The organism is Allorhodopirellula solitaria (genome assembly GCF_007859855.1).
In the GTDB taxonomy this organism is placed as follows: Bacteria; Planctomycetota; Planctomycetia; order Pirellulales; family Pirellulaceae; genus Rhodopirellula; species Rhodopirellula solitaria.
The window spans coordinates 1-20,102 of the sequence record NZ_SJPK01000033.1; the positions used below are offsets into that span (position 1 = coordinate 1).

Annotated in this window: 14 protein-coding genes; 11 read left to right on the forward strand and 3 right to left on the reverse strand. The window is 58.8% G+C overall.

The window, feature by feature from the left end; translation table 11 throughout:
* Positions 1–591: 591 nt before the first annotated feature.
* Positions 592–1,827, reverse strand: coding sequence for an NO-inducible flavohemoprotein (gene hmpA, locus CA85_RS23835; RefSeq protein ID WP_146394095.1), 1,236 nt, complete (start codon positions 1,825–1,827; stop codon positions 592–594).
* 147 nt (positions 1,828–1,974) lie between these two features.
* Here hmpA and CA85_RS23840 point away from each other — a divergent pair, with 147 nt between their 5' ends.
* Positions 1,975–2,187, forward strand: a complete 213-nt coding sequence (locus tag CA85_RS23840) for a DUF3565 domain-containing protein (protein WP_146394096.1) — start codon at positions 1,975–1,977, stop codon at positions 2,185–2,187.
* A 195-nt stretch (positions 2,188–2,382) separates the two neighbouring features.
* The gene (locus CA85_RS23845; protein ID WP_186775189.1) at positions 2,383–5,100 is read left to right on the forward strand and encodes an O-antigen ligase family protein; all 2,718 of its coding nucleotides are present in this window, start codon (positions 2,383–2,385) and stop codon (positions 5,098–5,100) included.
* Between the two features lie 52 nt (positions 5,101–5,152).
* Here CA85_RS23845 and CA85_RS23850 read toward each other — a convergent pair whose 3' ends face one another.
* A complete protein-coding gene (locus CA85_RS23850; RefSeq protein WP_146394098.1) occupies positions 5,153–8,257 on the reverse strand; it encodes a dockerin type I domain-containing protein in 3,105 nt (1,034 codons plus the stop codon).
* Positions 8,258–8,765: 508 nt separating this feature from the next.
* On the opposite strand from CA85_RS23850, the gene CA85_RS23855 reads away from it, so the two are divergent.
* The 6 genes from CA85_RS23855 (at position 8,766) to serB (ending at position 15,334) form a co-directional block, all read left to right on the forward strand.
* Positions 8,766–10,220 (forward strand): hypothetical protein, encoded by a 1,455-nt coding sequence (locus tag CA85_RS23855; protein WP_146394100.1) that lies wholly within the window; start codon positions 8,766–8,768, stop codon positions 10,218–10,220.
* 99 nt (positions 10,221–10,319) lie between these two features.
* Positions 10,320–11,288, forward strand: coding sequence for a leucine-rich repeat domain-containing protein (locus CA85_RS23860; protein WP_146394102.1), 969 nt, complete (start codon positions 10,320–10,322; stop codon positions 11,286–11,288).
* Positions 11,285–12,790, forward strand: a complete 1,506-nt coding sequence (locus CA85_RS23865; RefSeq protein ID WP_146394104.1) for a serine/threonine-protein kinase — start codon at positions 11,285–11,287, stop codon at positions 12,788–12,790. The genes CA85_RS23860 and CA85_RS23865 overlap by 4 nt, the downstream gene beginning before the upstream one ends.
* A 51-nt stretch (positions 12,791–12,841) precedes the next feature.
* The gene (proC, locus tag CA85_RS23870; RefSeq protein ID WP_146394106.1) at positions 12,842–13,663 is read left to right on the forward strand and encodes a pyrroline-5-carboxylate reductase; all 822 of its coding nucleotides are present in this window, start codon (positions 12,842–12,844) and stop codon (positions 13,661–13,663) included.
* Between the two features lie 141 nt (positions 13,664–13,804).
* Positions 13,805–14,053 carry a hypothetical protein gene (locus CA85_RS23875; protein WP_146394108.1) on the forward strand — a complete coding sequence of 83 codons (249 nt, stop codon included), beginning with the start codon at positions 13,805–13,807 and terminating at the stop codon, positions 14,051–14,053.
* A gap of 45 nt (positions 14,054–14,098) precedes the next feature.
* On the forward strand, positions 14,099–15,334 hold the full coding sequence (serB, locus tag CA85_RS23880) for a phosphoserine phosphatase SerB (RefSeq protein ID WP_146394110.1): 1,236 nt from the start codon (positions 14,099–14,101) through the stop codon (positions 15,332–15,334).
* Here the strand turns inward: serB and CA85_RS23885 are convergent.
* On the reverse strand, positions 15,302–16,702 hold the full coding sequence (locus CA85_RS23885) for a protein kinase domain-containing protein (RefSeq protein ID WP_146394112.1): 1,401 nt from the start codon (positions 16,700–16,702) through the stop codon (positions 15,302–15,304). The two genes, serB and CA85_RS23885, sit on opposite strands and share 33 nt — an antisense overlap.
* Positions 16,703–16,940: 238 nt before the next feature.
* Between CA85_RS23885 and CA85_RS23890 the strand changes: the two genes are divergently transcribed.
* The 3 genes from CA85_RS23890 (at position 16,941) to rimI (ending at position 19,665) form a co-directional block, all read left to right on the forward strand.
* Positions 16,941–18,029, forward strand: coding sequence for a TIGR01212 family radical SAM protein (locus CA85_RS23890; protein WP_146394114.1), 1,089 nt, complete (start codon positions 16,941–16,943; stop codon positions 18,027–18,029).
* A gap of 4 nt (positions 18,030–18,033) precedes the next feature.
* Entirely contained in the window at positions 18,034–19,020 is a 987-nt protein-coding gene (locus CA85_RS23895; RefSeq protein WP_146394116.1) for an exonuclease domain-containing protein, read from the forward strand.
* A 168-nt stretch (positions 19,021–19,188) separates the two neighbouring features.
* Positions 19,189–19,665 (forward strand): ribosomal protein S18-alanine N-acetyltransferase, encoded by a 477-nt coding sequence (rimI, locus tag CA85_RS23900; RefSeq protein ID WP_391564952.1) that lies wholly within the window; start codon positions 19,189–19,191, stop codon positions 19,663–19,665.
* The last annotated feature ends 437 nt before the right edge of the window (positions 19,666–20,102 follow it).

Genomic DNA, 20,102 nt, shown 5'->3' on the forward strand with positions numbered 1-20,102 from the left:
GCAGCTTCTCGCTGGCAAGAAGCGTCGAGGCCCTCAATCGATCGGCGACTTGCTGATCGGCTTACTAATTCGTCTTGGAGTGAACCAGGAAAACACTGTAGAATCGAAACCGTCCGAAGCTCTGAAGTCTTAGGCTGAATTGTCGTGCTGCCAAGCACACTAACAACGTCGTCGCATGCCGAGGGTATCGGTGGAGCGTAGCTCTGCTGAGCAAGCCCGTGCTAGAGTGAGATGCTCTGTTAGCGGTTCAAACGCCGGATGAGACAGTGTGGGGCTCTCAGAGCTTCGGATATCTACCAGGGTGGCGAGACTGAACCACCAAAGCTAACCGAGCCGTGCTGGCTGGCCGACAAACAGTGGACTTTGAGTGTCGAAAAAGCTACCCTATTGGTGGTGCCGCTGAGCGTACGCGCGCACTGCAAATTTTCGTTCTGGATATGACAGTACTCAAAAAACCTTCCGCTGTGCTCTGCGCACGCTTCCGTCGGATGAACCGTTTGTTGTAGCCGATCGGCACGCTCTGGCGGTCCACGGGGCGGAGAAGCCATCGTCGCGGGCGAGCGTCTCGGCCGTCGATCACGTGGCGTTCGATCACGCGCCCGTCGAGGCGAGCTCTTCTTTGGGACCAAAAAATTCGTAGCGAACACGGGTCTCGTCGACGCCGAGTTCTTGCAGGCAAGCATGCACGCTCTGCATGAACGGCTTTGGTCCGCAAAAGTAGAAGTCCGCATCGGCGCAGGGCGCCCATTCCCGCAACAACTCCGTCGTCACAAAGCCCACGCCATCACAGCGCCCACTTTCGACATCCCCTTCGAGCGGTGTGTCATAGAGCACTTTGGTGTGCATGTTGGAGCTGAGTGATTGCAGGTTCTTCACTTCATCTGCGAACGCATGCACGCTGCTATTGCGAGCTGCCTGTAGCAGGTAAACCGGTGACTCCGGGTGGGTGTGAACGATGGATTTGGCCATCGACAATAGAGGCGTAATCCCGATTCCGCCTGCGATCAGTACGATCGGACGTCCGTTGGCACTCTCTGGATCAACCGTGAACTCGCCGCAGGGAGGACCAACCTTCACTCGGTGACCCTCTTGGATCGCATCGTGTAAGTGACTCGAAATCAAGCCATCGGGCGCGTCGGGGGAGAGCCGCCCTTCGCGTTTGACACTGATGCGGAAGTGATCCATGCCCGGCCGATCCGAGAGGCTGTAGTTGCGCGGCGAAGTCGGCGTGACAGGGTGGTCGATATGAACAGTGATGTACTGCCCGGGCCGAAATGGTGGCAAGGCTCCCTGGTCTTCGGGGCGCAGGTAGAACGAAGTCACCACGTCGCTCTCAGGAATCTTGCGATCGACGATGAAGTCGCGATATCCAGTCCATCCACCGGGGGCGGACTGCTGCTCGTCGTAGATCGCATCCTCGCGACCAATGAAAATATCCGCCAAAAATCCGTACGCCTCGGCGACCGCTTCGATGATCTCATCGGTGGCTGCGTCCCCCATCACGTCCTGAATCGCCGCGAGCAAGTGTTTGCCCACAATTGGGTAGTGTTCCGGCTTGATCCCCAACGAGCAGTGCTTCTGCGCGATCAATTCCACTGCTGGCATTAACACGGCGGGATTGTCGATATGGGTAAAGTAGGCACAGATGGCGCCCGCCAGAGCCTTTTGCTGGCCCCCGGAATGTTGGTGAGCTTGATTGAAGAATGCCTGGACTTCCGGATTCTCCTCGAACATCCGCAAATAGAACCGCGTGGTGATCGCCTCGGAATGTTCGGCCACCAAAGGTGTGATCTCCTTGACGATTCGGATTGTCTTGTCACTCAACATTTCGTGTGGTTTCCCTGTAGGTGGATTCAAAAAAGCGATACTGTACTAGACGGTACACTTTTATTTGTGCACGTCAAGGTGTATGTTTGGGGCAATTCGAACAACGCAAGCGAGTTTGACACCCTTGGCGACGACAGCGAGGTTTTGATGCAACAGCCGATTACTGGATTTCATCAGGATGAGGAGGATCACTGGGTGGCTGAGCTCGCCTGTGGGCACAACCAGCACGTCCGTCATGATCCGCCCTGGATGAGCAGGCCGTGGGTGACGACGCGAACCGGGCGGGAATCGATGTTGGGGTACCGGCTGACGTGTAAGAAGTGCGAGGAGGGTGCCCCTGCGGATCGAAGTCTCGACTGAATCGATTCAATTCATGGTGAAGTCGTCGAAGTTGACTTTCCGCTCGGGTCTGGCTCGCTTTTTGAGGCGGATTTTGAGATAAAGTGATGTGGTATGTTCACCCGTTCGAACGTCGATTCTCACTTTTAGCGCAGACGTCCATTGTTCACTTCACGCCGCAACGTTTCCTTGTGGGCCTCGGCCATCGTGATGGTGATGCTGCCGATTCTCTTAGCGGTCGATTTTGGTGGTATTTACCATTGGAGCCAGTACATTGCGGCGTTCGGCATCATCCTCGCCGCAATCTTGGCGCTGCCGGGGCTGACCGACAGCACGGCATCATCGGGGCTGCGCCAGCATGCCATCTTGTGGCCGCTGGGTGTGCTGGTTTTTTGGGCGTTTGTGCAGAGCGTCGCCATGCCTGCGAGCCTAATCGCCTGGCTGAGCCCGGGCTCTTACACAGCCTTCACCGAATGGCTCGTTGGACTGGAGGTGACGTCGCCCGGCCAGGCTGAGAGCGGAGCGACGGTTGCCTCGATGTCGGTCTCGCCCTACGACACCTCGCATGTCGCGGCGCTCGTGACGTTGATGCTGCCGCTGTGTTGGGCAGCGTCGATCGTCTTCCACGCCCGTTCGCGGTTGATGATGCTGCTGAGTTCGCTGGCGATCGCTGGTGCGAGCGTCGCGGTGTTAGGTTTGTATCGAAAACTCGACCCGACAGCCGATCTTTGGATCTTTCAACCGAAACCGAATTCCTTTGGTGGGTTCGTCAATCGCAACAACGCCGCGTTGATGTTGAATCTTGGCTTAGCGGCCAGTCTCGGTCTGTTGTCGTGGCGGATGATGGCCATGCACCAGGTCGAGGTGGATGCTCCTGAGTTTGAATTCAACGATTTGGTGGCGTTGATCTCTGACCGTGAATCGCTAGTCGGCTTGCTCTCGGGAACGACGTGTATCGCCGGGTTGCTGGTCAATGGGTCACGCGGTGGTTTGGTAGCGGCGTTGTTCGGAATGGCCTTCGCCTTTGGATATGTTCGCCCTCGTCGAGGTCTCATCAGTCTCCCCATCCTGGTCGTCATCCTGGCGATATCGGTGACTGTGCTGATCACCCCCATGAATTTGAACTTGGAGACGTTGCAGCGATGGGAAGTGTTCACTGGCGACGCCGACACGCTGCAGAGCAACGGGCGACTGTTGCACTGGAGTGATGGCTGGCAGGCAGCCATGGCATACTTCCCCGGCGGTGCGGGATTGTCCACGTATGCCTACGCTTATTTGCCTTACCAAGAGGTCTCGCCCAGTTGGTGGTATGAGCACGCCGACAACCTATGGTTGGAGCTACTCGTGGAAACCGGTTTGGTTGGCTTGGTCGTCGCCGTTTGGATCTTGGCGATCCTCTTGTTTGCCCTGAACCGATTGGCTGTCTCGGTGGATCCTCTCGACCAGGGTCTGCGGGTCGCGGGGTGGTACGCGATCGCGGCGATCATGGCGTCTCAATTTTTTGATTATGGATTGGTTTTGCCTGCAAACCTGATCGCTGCGCTGCTCCTCGGCACCGCGATCATTTCGCGTGATATTGCCAACGGTGGCAGCGGCGGGTTCACCCTACCATGGTCTGGGCACCATCGTGACGAGAATCCGCGGGAGTGGACCATGCACACGGCGCCGGAGCCTCCGAACCGCCTCGGATTGAACCGATCAGCCCGAGGTAACCGGTGGCTGGGCGGGTTCCATCGATTGCCCTGTTTTCTGCTCGCAGGCTTGATGATTGGCGGCGGTTTGTATGTGATTCCTGTCCTGCGTCAGGACGCGATTACCGACTCGCTGCTCAGCCGACTCCATGCGGAATATTCACGTTGGCAGCTGAATCCCGAAGCACTGGAGGAGATGGAAAATGTCCTCCAGGAGCGACGTGCCGCGGACACTTCTCCCCTGCTGTTCGCGCGACTGGGCGCGGTCCAGCGTGATCGGGCACGACTTGCCGAGACCCGAGAATGGCGTCCGCAATCGGCAGCGGAAATGGGTGATATCTACGAACAGCTGGATCTCAGCAACCACACTCTGCCCTATCCACCGGAATCATCGATCGTTCGGCAGGAGTCGCTGTCGAGCTGGAAGCATTACAACGACGCGTGGCAGACCAGCCTCGAGACGCTGCAAATCTGCCCGTTGGCGCAGGCCCCGCGCGGCAGTCTGTTGCGGTTATTCCCGATCATCCGTAGTGGCGAAAGTCTCCCGTCGGGCGGAACTGTGAACGCTGAGGCGGTCGCCCATGCGGCGGCGGAGCATCTGCTCGTATTCTACAACGGCAACCCATCCCGGCAGTTCGCCTTGGGGGAAGCATCGATTCGACGCGGAGATTTCGAGGCCGCCACCGAGGGGCTGCGTGCGGCACTCGAAGCAGATCCTGCGTTGACCGCGGAGGTGATGCAACTGGTACAGGACAACCCTGAACTGGACGTCAAGGAGGTCATTCCGGATAGCCCCCGCGTGATGCGTTCCGCTGCGAGCAGGGTGCTTCAGTGGGAGCAACCCGATCCTGAGTTTCTCCGGCGTGCCGTTAAGACGGTTGGCAGCGAAAAAGACGCACCTCTGGAGACGCGGGCGCACTGCGAAGAGCTGCTCGGACGCATTCACTTTTATTTGGATGAGATCGAGCCAGCGAAGGAGCACTACCGGCAGGCGATCCGCATGGCACCGGAGAAATTTATCTACCGGGTGGACTATATCAACCAGTTGTTGGAGCGAGGGCTCAAGTCAGAAGCATTGCGGCAATCTCGGATCGGACGCAATGCGCTACCCGACAAACCTCAGTTCCAGCAATTCATTGATCAGATTGCTGAATCCGAGCGGACTCAAACGGCACCGTCCGATGCGGTCCCGGAGATTGATCGCAGCCAGCTCGACGCACTCTTGAATGGGCCGAACCCGTGAGGGTGGGGGCCTCGATCACGGCGAATGCCGTCGTTCCCAACCGGCCTCTGGGCTAGGAACCGAGTAGGTCGATACCGGTTTCGCCAAACACCTCGTCGGCGCGATCTTCATCACCATGACGGTCTGGGATCTCGATAGAGATGACCGCAACGGTCTCGTCGATCGAATCCGACGAATGGCCGGAAACTTTGCTGCCTGATAACTCCATCAGGCTTGCGATGGCCAGGTCCTGGCTCGCCGAGCGGCGTAGCGGTGAGACTCTCGGCAATTGAGTCTCGACCGGGACGACCGGATCGTTGGCAATTCGGCTCGATGCGTCCGGCGTGTCGGAGTTCGGGTCAGGTTCGCTCGATGGTTCATTGTTGACCGTGCCAGTCGCCCCGGCACTGATCGCGTTGAGCTCGTTGATCACCAGAAGGGCATCCAGAGACGTGACGAAACCGTCGTTGTTGACATCGTAACCGAAGGCCGGATCACCTTCGCCGACAGGGCCGGCGCCGTAGGCATTGAGATAGTTGATGATCGTTAACGCATCGACAGCCGTGACTCCATCGGCATGATTGACATCTTCGGGATAGCTATCGTTATGGAACCGGTTGTCATTTTCGAGGACAGCGATCACGAATTCCTCTGACACGCCATCGGCGTCCGCGAAGTTCGGTGTCGCGGTGACCTCGACAAGAATCTCGTCATCAACGCCTGGCGTGTGCTCGAGGAAGGTGTTGTCGGCGAGTCTCAGGGTTGATCCGTCGATCACAAAGCGCGAGTCGTTCACGGTCAGGGAATGACCGTTGGCTGCCGGATTCCCGTCGACGGTCAGTTCTCCGACGACGGCCCCGGCCTGGAGTTCGAGAACGGAGTGATTACTGAGCGAAATATCGCCGGGAGTTTCGTGGACGTCGATCACCGAGAGCTCAATCGCTTTGGTGAACGAGTCGTCTTCATGGGTCGCCGTCACGTTGACGGTGATGGTGTCGGACTCTTCGTAGTCGAGTTCGACATCGTCTTTGAGTTTCAAGGCGCCACTGACGATTTCAAAGCGATCATCGTCCACGCTAAGTTCGTGATTTTGACCGACATCCTGATCCACGACGCCCAGTCCGGTGACGACCTCACCGGGAGAATTTTCATGCACGGACGCGTCGTCCGGCGTGATGTCGGTGATCGGATCGTCGGAATCCATGATCGAGATTGCCGTGAGGAACTCGAGATTGCCACCGCTGTCGGGGTCATCCACGCTGATGATCAGCGGAATCAACCGCTCGGTTTCATAGTCGAGTGGTTCAGGGCCCACGAAGATGATGTCTCGATCGACCACCCGAAACCGTTCATCGGGCACGCGGTTGCGGTCGAGAATGCGAATGTCAAAGTTGTTCACCGCATCGACGTCGGTCACCCCAACGATCCCGATCGGGTTCCAGCTGCCGCTGGTGCCTGCCGGCGGCGTATTTTCAGGAACGGGATTGATACCCGCGGTCACACCGGACGGAATATCGGGAACCGGCGTGACATTGATCTGGATCTCGGTTTCGGTGAAATCTCGTCCATCACCAATCAAAATTGAGATGGTATCGGTGCCCTCAAAATCGGCATTCGGTGTGTAGTCAATTTGCCCGTCGGGGCCGATCGTGGCGGTCCCGAACTGGGGCGGGTAGAGCGGCAGAATGATCTGATGGTCGCCGCCGTCGGTGTCGCTCGCCGCGGGCAGCGGCACGGACAGGATCGAATCCTCCTCGGTCGAGATCACGGGTGTCTCCGTATAAACGGGGGCACTGTTCGAACCGATCAGTCGAACGCCGAAAGCGGCCCGTTCGGCTTGCCCGCCGGCAATCTTTACCTGTGCCGCAGCGGGTTTTCGCAGCGTGATTTGGGCAATTCCCGCGGAACCGGCAAGGACGACTGAGCGTAGATCCTCATCGAGAGATAGCGAATCCAGATCGCCCACAGCTGTCACATCGATTGGCATGTCCGCGACGATGGATCCGGTTTCACTGTCGATCAACCGCAGTCCAGCCGCCGCCGTATCGCCGGCTGAGCTCGAAGTGAGGGCAACGATCAGGCCTCGAGCCCCATCGATGGCTGCGACCGATTCGGTGTCTTCGATCGTGTAGAGCGAGGCCAGATGATTGTCGACGTCATAGACCGACAGGTTCTCGCCCGTGCGAAGTACCAGCAGACCGGACTGGTCGTGGAACGCAACCACTTCGCTGGCACCGCTAACAACGATCGGCTCACCGAGCGTGGAGGCACTGGAGTGGCTCCACAAACTGATCGCGAGTTCTTCGCTCGTGCCGCCGTTGCCATCATCAACGAGGGCAGCATGACTGATTACGCTGCGGGTCGGCCCATCATCGGTCCTGGGCGTGGAATCGGAGGTGATCACGGAATTCTCCGCAACCATGACTCCGGTTGCCGCCAAGGTCGCCTCCGTGGCATCGACCGACCACAACTCGCTTTGGCCGGAATCCCCTGTAGGACTCGCGACGACCAAGCCTCTTCCCAAGTCATCGCCACCACCGGACTGAATTTCCAAGCCCGTGCTGACCGTACCAATGTCCGTGAGGCTCGAGAGGGTTGGGTCGACAAGATGTGCCTGACCGCCATCGCTGGTGTTGGACAACACAAGCAGCGATCCATCAGCCAAGCGGCTCAAGTGGGTAATTGATCCGCCGACGTCGATCGGGTCCGAGAGTGTTCCGTCGGCCGCAACCGACTGCAGGCTAGTCGAGCTGGCCAGGACTGCCGAGGCAGTGCGTTGAGACGGTGTGCCGGCATCGAGCACGATGGCCGGGACCGCGGTCGCCACATCTGTTCGCAGGACCGCGTCATGCAGCATCTCAGCCGATGAGGGCGTTGTCTGCACTTGGCTGCTGGTGCCGCTGAACAATCGGACCGAATACTCGCCATCGCTCAAACCATCGATCGAGAACTCGCCCGCGCCGTCGGTCAAGGCGAACTTCTCGCCCTGATCCATCTGCGCATTTTGATTCTGGTCGACGTACACCAATCGATTTTCTAAGCCAGTCTCGTCGCTATCACGGCGGAGAGAGTCGTTCGCGTCATGAAAAACCCCGCCCACAATCGCAGCTAAAACGCGTCGATCGTCAAGTACTTGGAGAGAAAGCCGTCGGGGGGTGCGATATCGGTGGCGTAGCATGAACTCAGTATCTTTGAAAAAGTGCTTAAATAGCGGGTTGCCGATAGTCTTATCCGCATCATGCGGCGGGGCGACCGGCTACCCAAAATGTGCAATCACTCCAGAGGACTAGGACGTCCCCCTGCGATAAAAAGTTCCCTCGCTCGGTGGAATCCAGCTCGAAATTGCTCGTGTCGCGCTTCCAATTGACTTATTATGAACGCTGTATTGTCTCGAAAGTTACTGCGAAATCGAAGCAATGCCTATCATTTTTATGTGATTTTCCCCGTTTTCACTAGAGTTTGCTCGTATGGTACCGCTCGTTATCCAAAACCGATGCCCGTTACCGCCCCGCTGGAGTCAGCTCCGCCCTCAGCTCCGCCCTCAGCCTGTCGGAAGGGCACCGAAAGGCCCGTCCTCTGCAAATTCGTCGCTAGGTGCGTTGCGGGGATTACGGATCAGTATCGCCTGCGTCCTGCTGGGGGGTTGCATGATCGCTAGCGCCGAGGCCCAGGGGCCCGATGGGCCGATGAGCTCAACGCCCTATGGGAGTGAGGGCGGCGGATACGGTGAGGGCAGCGGATATGGCAGTGAGTCGGGGCCAGCCGCATCGGGACCGGAGGCGAACCTGACGACAGGGCCTACTCCGATGTCGCTCTACCAGCTCGTGCAGCCCGAATGGACTCCCCTGCGGCAGCAACTCGCCAGGGTCATGCAGCCGCCGACGACACCGCCGACGCCGCCGATGGTCGGTCCGCTACTGCGCAACGAAGCGAACGTTGCCTATCGCTATGGCAACCTGCCGTTGGCCCGTGAACTCTACTTCGGCTTTCTCGCACGTGGGGGCGTCGATTCCCAAGAGGATTTGAATAGCTTGAAATTCAGCGCGTATTTCCGCCGCCCGGTATGGCAACTCCGCTGGGGCGCCTCGATTGGATTGCATGGCGATACGGAGGTGACGGACTACGCCCCGATCCGGGCCGATGGCAAGACGCCGGGCGGGATGGGAGAGATGGCTGGCATGGGAGAGATGTCGAGTTCCTACGAGTCTGAGATGATGGGGCCCAATTCCGGTCTCGGCCCAGAGGGAGGCCCCGGTTCGAGTTCGATGGATTCCATGAGCCCCTATGAGCAACGGATGGACGCAGTCGGCGGTCCCGGTTCGAGCGGAACGCCCCAATATGATCGCGACGGCCGCATGATCGATCCGAGCGCCTCGGTGGCGGCGGCCCCGGAGGCGCAGATGACCGACCCCAGCGTCGGCGAGCGGATGGAGGAGTTGATGGGCTATGTTGCGACGGTCGTCACCGAGGGAATGAAAACTCGCATGGCGAGCGGGCAGTTCGGTGCGGCCTTTGCCAATCTCGACCCGGATGCCAAGGACCAAGGCGACACGGTGGCGGGTGACTATGTCCAGCCCAGTGATCCGCGCATGTGGATCCCCAGCGTGGTCTATTTGGGCGAGGGCAGCACGCAGGAAATGAGCAAGGCGGCCGCCGAACAAAACATCGAGTTACTGTTACATTTTGATGTGTCGATGAAAACCGTCCGCAACAGCTCGCCGCAGAATTCGACGCGTGTGAAGGTGATCGACGGGCGCAGTGGCCGCACTCTGATCACATCCGACGAGATGGACAACCGCGAACTGCAACGGTTGCTGCAGACGAAACGGGCGACGGCGGAAAGCTACGTCAACGATGCCTTGGAAAAGTTCTGGAGCGTGCTCGACAGCAAGCTCAGTCTCCGCGATTTCCCTACGCTGACGCCCGCTCAATCGCGAGCCCGGGTGACAGGCGTGCTCGGCGACTCCACTTTCTCGCTCCTGCGGAAACTCGCCGAAATTCGTTACATGGGGAATCAAGGATGGCTCACCGAGGACGAGATGGAACAGGCCTTTGCGATTGCCGCGAGCAATGACGGCATGACAATCCTCTACGGCTCGCAGGCCGATGCTGTCACCGCGATCCATGAGATTGCTCAATGATTGACGCGGGGGACGCCATGAAAAGAGTTTTTTGAGTATGATGAGCGGTTTCGAGTGTACCGCTCTCATCGTTCCCCCCCCCAAGATCTCGCTGGGACAATGCCTCCATTGTTTTCTCGTTGTTCGCTCGCTCGTTTATTCGTCCTTGTCAATGCGTTATGGCCTCCGCTCGTAGCACCAGCCGCGTGGGGGCAGGCCCCGGAATTAGCACAGGGCCAGGAATCAGCACTGTCCTCGGAATCAGCACAGGCTCAGGCGAAAGCTGCTGCAGCCCTGTTTCCTGATCCGGCTTTGGAGGCGGTGGTCCGCGCCAGCGTTTTGGCGAAGCGAGGCAGCGATGCGCCGCTGACAGCCGCAGATGTCGCGAAAATCTCACGCGTCGAGGCCAAGGGGAAAAAAATTAGCAGCCTCGAGGGGCTGCAGCATTGTCCCGCCTTGATGCTCGTGGATTTCTCAAACAACGAAATCAGCGACCTGACACCGCTCGCCGGATTGACTCGCCTGCAGAGTGTCACGCTCGCTGGCAACGCGATTGCCGACATCTCACCGCTGAAGCGACTGACGGCGATTCAGCTGCTCGATCTCTCGGGCAATGAACTCACCAAGATCGATGCGGTTGCCGAAATGGCGAACATGAGATCGCTCTATCTCGCCGACAACCGGCTCGATGAGATCTCTGCCGTGGCGGAGTTGAGCAAACTCAACGCCTTGGATTTGGCGGGCAACCGTGTCGAAGACCTGACGCCGGTATCACACCTGAAGGGCTTAACGACTCTCGAAATCTCTGATAATCGAATCCGCTCGCTCGAGCCCTTGGTGGGTTTGTCGGATCTGTCCATGTTGATCATGCCCAATAATCCGATTGATTCGCTCAACCCGATTGTCAAAATGTGTGTTGAAGATGCTGGCGCGAATCGACGATTCGCACCGTACCTGAAGCTCTACCTCAATCAACGCTCCGACAAGGCCGCAGTCTGGCAGGGAGCACTCCAACAACTCAGATCAGCCGGCGTCTCGATCCACGACTATCGCCGCCCAAGCACATCGAATTCGACGCAATCGCCATGAGTATCACGAAAGAAGAGTTTGTGGAACGCGTCATTTCGACGGGCGTGGCGGAGCGAATGGACGTCAGCCGTGTGATCGGTGAACTCGGTGTGGGCGAGGTATCGCTGGCGGAGGTCGTCGATCAGTTACAGAGCCGTGGATTGGTCACCACACTGCAAACCGAAAAAATCATGCGGGGTGACCGTGTGGGCTATTTTTACGGCGATTTCAAAATCCTGTACTTGATCGGGGCGGGAACGTTCGCCCGGGTGTACCGGGCGGAAAGAAACGGCGAGGTCTACGCCGTCAAGGTGCTCCGCAAGCGGTTCCGGGACGAAGCCCACGAGCTCGAGCAATTCTTGCGCGAGGGACGCATGGGGTTGAAACTCAAGCACCCCAACATCGTCCGGATCTTGGAGGTTGTTCCTGACCGGCACAATCCATTCTTGGTGATGGAGTTCGTTGAAGGTCAGACGCTGAGAGAGTTGGTCAAAATCCGGGGCAAGTTGCCTGTTGAGTTGGCGCTGAAATTGATGCACGAAATCGCCTCCGGACTGGCGTTTGCCGCATCTCTGGGAATCTCCCACCGGGACTTGAAACTGTCCAACGTGCTGATCAGTTCCAATGGCGTCGCGAAACTCGTCGACTTCGGGCTGGCGGCCTTGGCCGACCGCAGCAACCCGGAGGTTGTCGCCGATTGTCCCAATGCCCGTGCGATCGATTACGCTGCGCTGGAACGGGGGACGAACGTCCGCAAAGACGATCCGCGCAGCGACGTGTTTTTCGCGGGGAACATGCTCTATCACATGCTCGCCGGGACACCGGCGCTAACGGAGACTCGCGACCGGATGGCGCGGCTGAATATCTCGCGTTTCCAGGACATTCGCTCTATCTATGACTATGTCCCGGACCTTCCCGGGATCGTCAATCAACTATTGCTCGCCGCGATGGAGTTCGATCCGGAGAAGCGGATTCAGACCTGCACCGCACTCGCCTCCGCCACCAAAACGGTGATCGACACGTTGGAGAGAGGTCCTGCCGAGGCGCGAGCGCCTGACCTCAGCGGGAAGGTCAACGCCGAGGATGTCGGCGACGACCACGTCATCACCAACGAGGGCGAGGGGTATGTGGTGATGTTCGTCGAGTCCAAGACAGGGCTGCAGAATGCGGTCCGCGATCGACTCAAGGCTCGCGGCTACCGAGTGCTCATCATCGCCGACCCACAGCGGGCCCTCACCCGCTTTGAAGATGCGATCGAGCGGCCTGCGGACTGCGTGATTTTCGGAGCCGCTGAGCTCGGCAATGACGCGTTGGAAGCGTTCAATGCGTTCGGGGAGAACGAGGAAACCAAAGAAATCCCGGCGATCCTGCTCGTCGACCCGAATCAGAAGCACCTGATCCAGCGAGCCGTTCGTGGTTCCAATCGAGCCTTGTTACCATTACCCTTGAGCGTCAAACACCTGCGCATCGCATTGATCAAACTGCTCTCGGACACCGAACCGCGGTCCGATGCGTTGTTCTAGTCATCGTGAATTCTTGCTCGCATTCCGCATTTTATTGCCTCCTACGTGCTCATGAAACTCCCTCACCTCACCGTCATCGGCGGCGGTCAAATGGCTCGCGCGTTGGTCGGCGGGATGATCGACCAGTCGGTACTCGACGCGGAGAAGCTCTCCGTCATTGCCAACAGCGAGTCCACGGGCCAGTGGTGGCAGGAAAACTACCCGGGATGCGAGTTTTACACGGCCGGATCGTCCGAGGCCACCGACAAGGCGATTGCTGGCAGCGAGATCATCATGCTGGCCGTCAAGCCGCACATCATCCCCACGGTGCTGGCTGATACCCAGGGCCACTTGATGGGGAAACTCGTGATTTCGGTTGCCGCCGGAGTGCCATTGGCGAAACTCACCGAGGGTGCTGGGCACAAACGGGTAGCCCGTGTGATGCCCAATACGCCGAGCCTCGTTGGCGAGGGCGCCTCGGCATATTGCTCCGCCGACGAAGTGACGGCCGCGGACGTCGAATCGATCGAAGCGATGTTGGGCAGCGTCGGGTACGTGGCCCCGGTGACCGAGGGCCAGCTCGATGCCGTGACGGGTGTGAGTGGCTCCGGGCCAGCCTACGTCTTTTTGATCATCGAAGCACTCGCCGACGGTGGTGTGGCGGCGGGATTGCCTCGGAAAACAGCCTTGGACTTGGCGATTCAAACCGTGCGTGGGGCCGCCACGATGGTTCGCGACACCGGCGAACACCCGGGGGTGCTCAAGGACAAAGTTTGCAGCCCTGGCGGAACGACTATTGCCGCCATTCGGTCGCTCGAACAGAATGCCGTTCGCGGAGCCCTGATCGACGCGGTTGCTGCCTCGGCGGGCCGCAGTCGCGAATTGGCTCAGTAACATCACGCTCTCGTTCGAATCGAAGGTTATTCCAGGCTCGGACCTGCCAGGCAATCCCAGCTGAATCCGCCGCTCGGAACGCTGCTGGCGAGCATTCGACGAAGTAACTTGCACACACGCATTCCCTTTTGCGATCCATTGATGCACGCCCCCATTATTAAAATCGATGACAAACACGTCCCGCTGTACCGAATCGTGTGGATAGCCGACCTGCCCCACTTCTGTGGTGAGGAAGACTGCGTTCGCGAAGGCTATTACGAGATCCGCTTGGACGTGGATGATTCGCTCTGGACCAATCACCACGATCGCGACCGCGTTATCTCCGCACTGAATCAATGGTGTGGGGACCCTCGCGACGAGGGTGACCTCGGTGGCGAATTGGATTTTTAACACCACTTTGACGACTTACCGAGAGGACGCTACGATTCGCGGGCTATGAACGAGATCGAGACTGCTACCGCGACGACCATCCTGTTTCGCTTCACCGGCGAAGACCGACCAGGGCTGACAGCATCGTTATCCGAACACTTGGCCTCCTTTGGCTGCCGGGTCCTCGATGTCAATCAAGCGGTCATTCACCGTTCGTTATTATTGGGATTGATGGTCAGTGTCCCCGGCGACGTTTGCTGCCAAACGGTGATCGACACCCTTCGCGGTGCGGCGCACGACCTCGACTTGAAGTGCAAACATAAGAAAATCGCGGACACGGCGTACGACGTCTGGATCGGTGAAGAGGGGAAATCGAGGTTCATTTTGACGCTGCTCTCGCGGGCCGTCACTGCGGAACAATTCGCCGCCGTCAGCCGGCTCGTGGCCCAACAGGGGTTGAACATCGACGTGATCACGCGTCTCTCGGGACGGCCCAAACGGATCACCGACGGCGGTCCCACACGGGCCTGCGTCGAGTTTTCGCTACGGGGTGACCCGATCGATCCGAACCAACTCAAGGCCAGCCTGTTGGACCTGTCGACACGCCTGGATTTGGATCTGGCCTGGCAGCGTGATGATGCCTTCCGGCGCAATCGACGCGTTGTCGCATTGGACATGGATTCGACGCTGTTGCAGGCGGAGGTGATCGACGAGATTGCCAAAGAAGCGGGAGTGGGTGAACAGGTCGCCGCGGTGACCGAAGCAGCGATGCGAGGTGAGATCGATTTCGATGAGTCGCTCCGGCAACGCGTCGCCGCGCTCGCCGGATTGCCTGAGTCCGTGTTGCCGAAGATCGCCGCGCGGCTCGAATTGACCGAAGGTGCCGAACGATTGCTGTCCAATCTCAAACGATTTGGCTACCGAACTGCCGTGCTGTCGGGAGGTTTTACCTACTTCGCAGAATACCTCCGTGATCACCTCGCTATCGACCATGTCCATGCCAACGAGTTGGAGATCGTCGACGGAAAGTTGACAGGCCGCGTCGTCGGACAGATCGTCAATGCGGAGCGGAAAGCCGCTCTGCTCGAGCAGCTCGCCACGGATCTCGGGATCGACTGTGAGCAGACGATAGCCATCGGTGACGGAGCCAACGACCTGCCGATGCTTTCACGAGCGGGTTTGGGGATCGCGTTCCACGCCAAGCCCATCGTCCGAGAATCCGCCCGGCATCAAGTCTCCACTCTCGGGCTCGATGCGGTTCTCTACATGTTAGGTGTCCGCGATCGGGACCTCGTTGAATGAGCGTGTCGTGACATCGCGGGCGACCGCGAAGACGAGCTGCTCATTCTCAATCGACTTGGCCGTCCATTCCAACGTCACCCATTTTCCTTGCGACGTGCGGTAGCGGTTGCGGAAACGAATGACGGGACGCCCCTGATTGAGCGCCTCCACCTGGGCAATCGTGCTGTCAGCATCCTCTTCGTGGACGAAGGAGACAAAGGGTTTGGATAGCAATTCAGCCGTGGAATATCCCAACACCCTGCTGAAGTTGTCGTTGACGCGTACGAAAAAGCCGTTTCGATCAGCGATGCAAAACATGTCTGGTGACAATTCGAAGAAGCGGTTCATGTCGCTCTGCACACTCCTGAGCGTCGCCATTTGGTGAGCCTGGATCACATGGGCGAGCACCCTCGCATTGGCAGGGCGATCACTCACTTCGATCTGTAAACAATTGATTGCCAATCGCACGAGTGTGTCGTCGAGTCCGCATCGGCGAAGCCGCTCGAGGCTGAGAAAGGTCTTGCCACGCACCGCACAGCGGTACACCTGACGAAGGCTCTCACCCTCGTAGGGCGCATGTCCGCTGAGTAATTCGCAGAGAATACCACCGAGACTGAACACATCGGCGCGAGCGTCGAGGGTCGATCCGCGCGCCTGCTCAGGCGACATGTATTGTGGAGTGCCATTGATGTGTGCCTGCCGTGTGATCAGATCACTGACCTCGACCTCCGCGGATGCAGCCGCCTCGGCTGCCCGGAGCGTTCCATCGGCTTGCGACTCCTCGGCGAGTGGGTTTCTCTTGACGTGCTGCGCCAACCCCCAATCCATCACGTGCACCTCTCCGAAGGCGCCGACCATGATGTTCGACGGCTTCAAATCCAAGTGAATTACGCCCCGCGTATGGGCAAAGGCCATCGTTTGGCAGACGTCTGTGAAAATGTTCAGTAGTTCAGCTGTTTCGGCTCGGCCGTCTTCGAGCATCTGACGCAGGGTCATGCCGTCGACCAATTTCATCACATGGAACGGCTGCCCATTCTCGCAGACCCCCGTCTCGTAGATCGGAGTCACCCCGGGATGCGACAGAAAGCTCATCACCTGTGCCTCCTTGGCAAAGTCCCCGGCAGCGAACGAGGACATCGCGCGGTCGTTTCGCAGCACCTTCAAGGCAACATCGCGGTCGAGCATCCGGTCATGGGCGCGGTAGACCCACCCCATCCCTCCGGTTTGAAGTAGCTCGAGGACCTGATAGCGGTCGGTCAACAAACGCGGCGGGCTCGGTGGGTGCCGAGTGCCGCTCGGTGCCACGGAGAACTCATCGTGCCCCTCGGCAACGCCGAGTGACTCATCCTCGGGAGGTCCAGTCTCCGCTTCGTACGGTGAGCGACACATGGACAGATGACCCTCCTTTGGACGATAATTGGTAGGCGCTCCTGGCCGGGAGCCTACCCCGATTGTAGCAGGGGCTCACCAATAGAGGGGGTGGCGGTGCGGGCTCAGATCTCTTTTTCTTGATGATGGCGGCGTTGATGGCACTGCCGCCGTCTGGGGACCGCTCTCGGCTTGCCGGTTGGAACAGGCGTGATATTGTGGAGTCTCGCCCCGAGCCCAACCCCGCACGTTGTTATTCATGCCCGAAATAGAAAACCGACTCGCCACCGACGATTGTCCCCACGCGTGGCAGCGTGAGGGGCTCTTCATCAACGCATTCGGCCGCCATCTCCGGCGGCGATTCGGAGGGCGTGTTCAGCGGGTCAGTGTGGACGCAGGTTTCACCTGTCCCAACGTAGACGGAGCCGTCACGACGGGTGGCTGCAATTTTTGCGACAACCGGTCATTCAGCCCCTCGCGGCGGGTGCGGCTGCGACGGGTCAGCGAGCAGCTCAGTGCGGGGATCGAACGGGTCACGAAGAGGTACGACCGTGTCGAGGGCTTCATTGCCTATTTCCAGCCGGCGACAAACACCTATGCGCCGGTTGAGCAGCTCGAGGAGATTTTCCAGCTCGCATTGGCTGCCGATTCTCGCATCGTCGGACTGGCCGTGGGGACTCGGCCGGATTGTGTACCCGAAAGTGTTCTCGAGTTGCTCGAAAGGCTCGCCGTCGATCACAGTGTGTCACTCGAGTTCGGGATGCAATCCGTCCATGACGAATCCCTGCAGTGGATGAACCGGGCTCACACCCATGCGGACATGATCAATGCGATCGATCGCGCCCGTGGCCGCGGCTTTGAGTGCTGTGCCCACGTGATCCTCGGCGTCCCCGGAGAAGATCATGCGATGATGATGCAGACCGCACATGAGGTTGGCGTGCTCGGCCTCGACGCGATCAAACTGCATAACCTGTATAGCGTGCACGGCACACCGCTCGGTGACGAAGTGCTGGCGGGGAAGGTCCAAATGATGGACCGCGAGGAGTACATCCGGACCGTCGTCGACTTCCTCGAGCTGATTCCACCGACAACGATTGTCGAACGGGTCAGCGGTGACGCCCCACCTCAGTTTTTGATCGAGCCCAAGTGGTGTCTGGAAAAATCCGCGATTCGAAACGAAATCGATGCTGAGTTTGCGCGTCGCCGGTCGCGTCAGGGGGCCCGCTTTGTCGCCCCACCAACGCCTCCTCTCGAGCGGCCGCGACCGAGCGACCAAACCCCAGACTCGATCGCAGCACAAATTGATCAGCGTGGGCGACTCCCCGTGCTGAAAATGCAAGGGAGTTAAGCGGGTGGACTTCACTGCCATCGATTTTGAAACGGCAACACATCAGAGCGACAGCGCCTGCCAACTCGCGGCGGTTCGGGTGCGCGACCATGAGATCGTCGATACCGCGAGTTGGTTGATTCGGCCTCGTCCGTTCTATATCAGTCCGCGAAACATTGCGATTCACGGGATCACGCCCGGAATGGTCTCAGATGCACCGGAGTTCGAAGAGCTGTGGCCTGAGATCGCAACGCAGTTCGGCGACGATTGCTTGATTGCGCACAACGCGAGTTTCGACATGGGCGTGTTGCTGGCATGTCTGCGGACACATGGACACCCGGTTCCGGAGATGCAGTACAGTTGCACCCGCGCCATCGCCCGCCGGACCTGGCCCGACCAGCCGCGGTTCGGTCTGAAGCCCTTGTCCGATTGGCTCGGTATCGAGTTTCGGCATCACGACGCGCTCGAGGATTCGATCGCATGTGCCAAGATTGCTCTGTCGGCGGCGGAGCACATCGGTGCCCAAACGCTTGAGCAACTCGAGGAAAAATTAAAGCTCAACCGCGGTGTCGCGGGCTCCTGGGGCAAGACCGGGCCATCGATGTCGCGTCGCAGGTCCACTCGATCTACCGCGGCGGCCTCACAGCGGACCGAAGCTCAAGATCCGGACGTTTTAGTCAGCGCCGCAGGCGTCGATCTGCAGCGTTTGTTTGTTCGCGCTCAATGGGTCCAGCCCCTCGCTGGCCAGCGGGTGGTATTCACGGGCGTCCTCAGCCGGATCGAGCGCGCCGATGCCGAGCAGCTGGCCCAGCTCTGCGGCGGACGCTGTGTGTCGAGCGTTTCCAAACTCACGAACTTGCTCGTTGTCGGTCAATCCGACCCCCGCACCCTTCGTTCCGGGCGTTCCCAGAGCACGAAAGAGCTGAAAGTGCAGGAACTCAACGCCCAAGGAGCCAATGTGCGGGTTTTGTCCGAAGATGAGTTTCTGAGGCTGATTTCCCAGAGCCTCTAGGTTTTTGCTTTTCTGTCTTGGTGCGGTGGGGCGGATCTGCTAATTTTCGACTTATCGCCGCGGACGCCAGGAAGGCTTCCAAAGCGGCTAGGGAATCTTCATTGCACCGGAAGGGAGTCCGACGTGGAACAGACAAAACAAGCATGTAAAACCGCTCATATCCGCTGGATGATCCGTCGCGACATGCCCGATGTGCTGGGCATCGAAAGTGACTGTTTCGAGTTCCCTTGGACCGAGGATGATTTCATCCGCTGTCTACGCCAACGCAATTGCATCGGTATGGTTGCCGAATGCGATGACAAGGTGGTGGGTTTCATGATTTATGAACTGCATAAGAACCGATTGCATATCTTGAACTTCGCGGTTCACAGCGACTACCGTCGTCAAGGTATCGGCGACGTGATGATGCAGAAGCTACTCGGTAAACTCTCGCACGAGCGCCGCAACCGGATCATGCTCGAAGTTCGCGAAACCAACCTCGAAGCCCAGCTGTTCTTCAAGAATCTCGGCTTCAAGGCGATCTCGGTGCTGCGCGACTTCTACGATGACGCCACTGAAGATGCCTACTTGATGCAGTTCCGCTACCAGCCCACGGCTGAGGAACTCGCCCAGCCGCACAACCGGATCACACGGATGGCTGGTTAAAGCAACGCATCGATAGCCTGCGACGCAGGGGGCCTTGCAAAAGACCCGACCTCTGCAGAGGTGCTGGCTTGGCAAGGGATATCTCGGGCGACGGTACGCCAATGGTGTTGTCGGTCCCTGGCGAGCGTTTGTTCGTCAGGGACGCATTTTTGAACGATCATTGGATACGAGAGCCATGCCTGGTATGTCCCCAAGTTAGCCTAAAAAACTACCAGGGGCGCATTCTGAGTGCTTTCATTGAAGGAATTCACTTTCCCTTCAATCAAGGAACTCCGATATGGCAATCGCCACCAAGAAACGTTCGTCAAAATCGTCAAAATCCAATCAGGCCCGTTACATCGGCAAGCCAGCTGGGGTGATTCAGCAGCGAGTCGAGGCGGTCGGTCCCTCTCACTTTGGTGTCGTTTCGGTCGACTGCGCCAAACGCAGATCCAAGT

Coding starts and splice junctions, on each gene's coding strand:
- CA85_RS23865 (WP_146394104.1), top strand. CDS start 11,285: ATGAGTATCACGAAAGAAGAGTTTGTGGAACGCGTCATTTCGACGGGC.
- serB (WP_146394110.1), top strand. CDS start 14,099: ATGAACGAGATCGAGACTGCTACCGCGACGACCATCCTGTTTCGCTTC.
- CA85_RS23875 (WP_146394108.1), top strand. CDS start 13,805: ATGCACGCCCCCATTATTAAAATCGATGACAAACACGTCCCGCTGTAC.
- CA85_RS23885 (WP_146394112.1), bottom strand. CDS start 16,702: ATGTGTCGCTCACCGTACGAAGCGGAGACTGGACCTCCCGAGGATGAG.
- CA85_RS23845 (WP_186775189.1), top strand. CDS start 2,383: ATGCTGCCGATTCTCTTAGCGGTCGATTTTGGTGGTATTTACCATTGG.
- rimI (WP_391564952.1), top strand. CDS start 19,189: ATGATCCGTCGCGACATGCCCGATGTGCTGGGCATCGAAAGTGACTGT.
- CA85_RS23850 (WP_146394098.1), bottom strand. CDS start 8,257: ATGCTACGCCACCGATATCGCACCCCCCGACGGCTTTCTCTCCAAGTA.
- proC (WP_146394106.1), top strand. CDS start 12,842: ATGAAACTCCCTCACCTCACCGTCATCGGCGGCGGTCAAATGGCTCGC.
- CA85_RS23890 (WP_146394114.1), top strand. CDS start 16,941: ATGCCCGAAATAGAAAACCGACTCGCCACCGACGATTGTCCCCACGCG.
- CA85_RS23840 (WP_146394096.1), top strand. CDS start 1,975: ATGCAACAGCCGATTACTGGATTTCATCAGGATGAGGAGGATCACTGG.
- CA85_RS23860 (WP_146394102.1), top strand. CDS start 10,320: ATGCCTCCATTGTTTTCTCGTTGTTCGCTCGCTCGTTTATTCGTCCTT.
- CA85_RS23855 (WP_146394100.1), top strand. CDS start 8,766: ATGAGCTCAACGCCCTATGGGAGTGAGGGCGGCGGATACGGTGAGGGC.
- hmpA (WP_146394095.1), bottom strand. CDS start 1,827: ATGTTGAGTGACAAGACAATCCGAATCGTCAAGGAGATCACACCTTTG.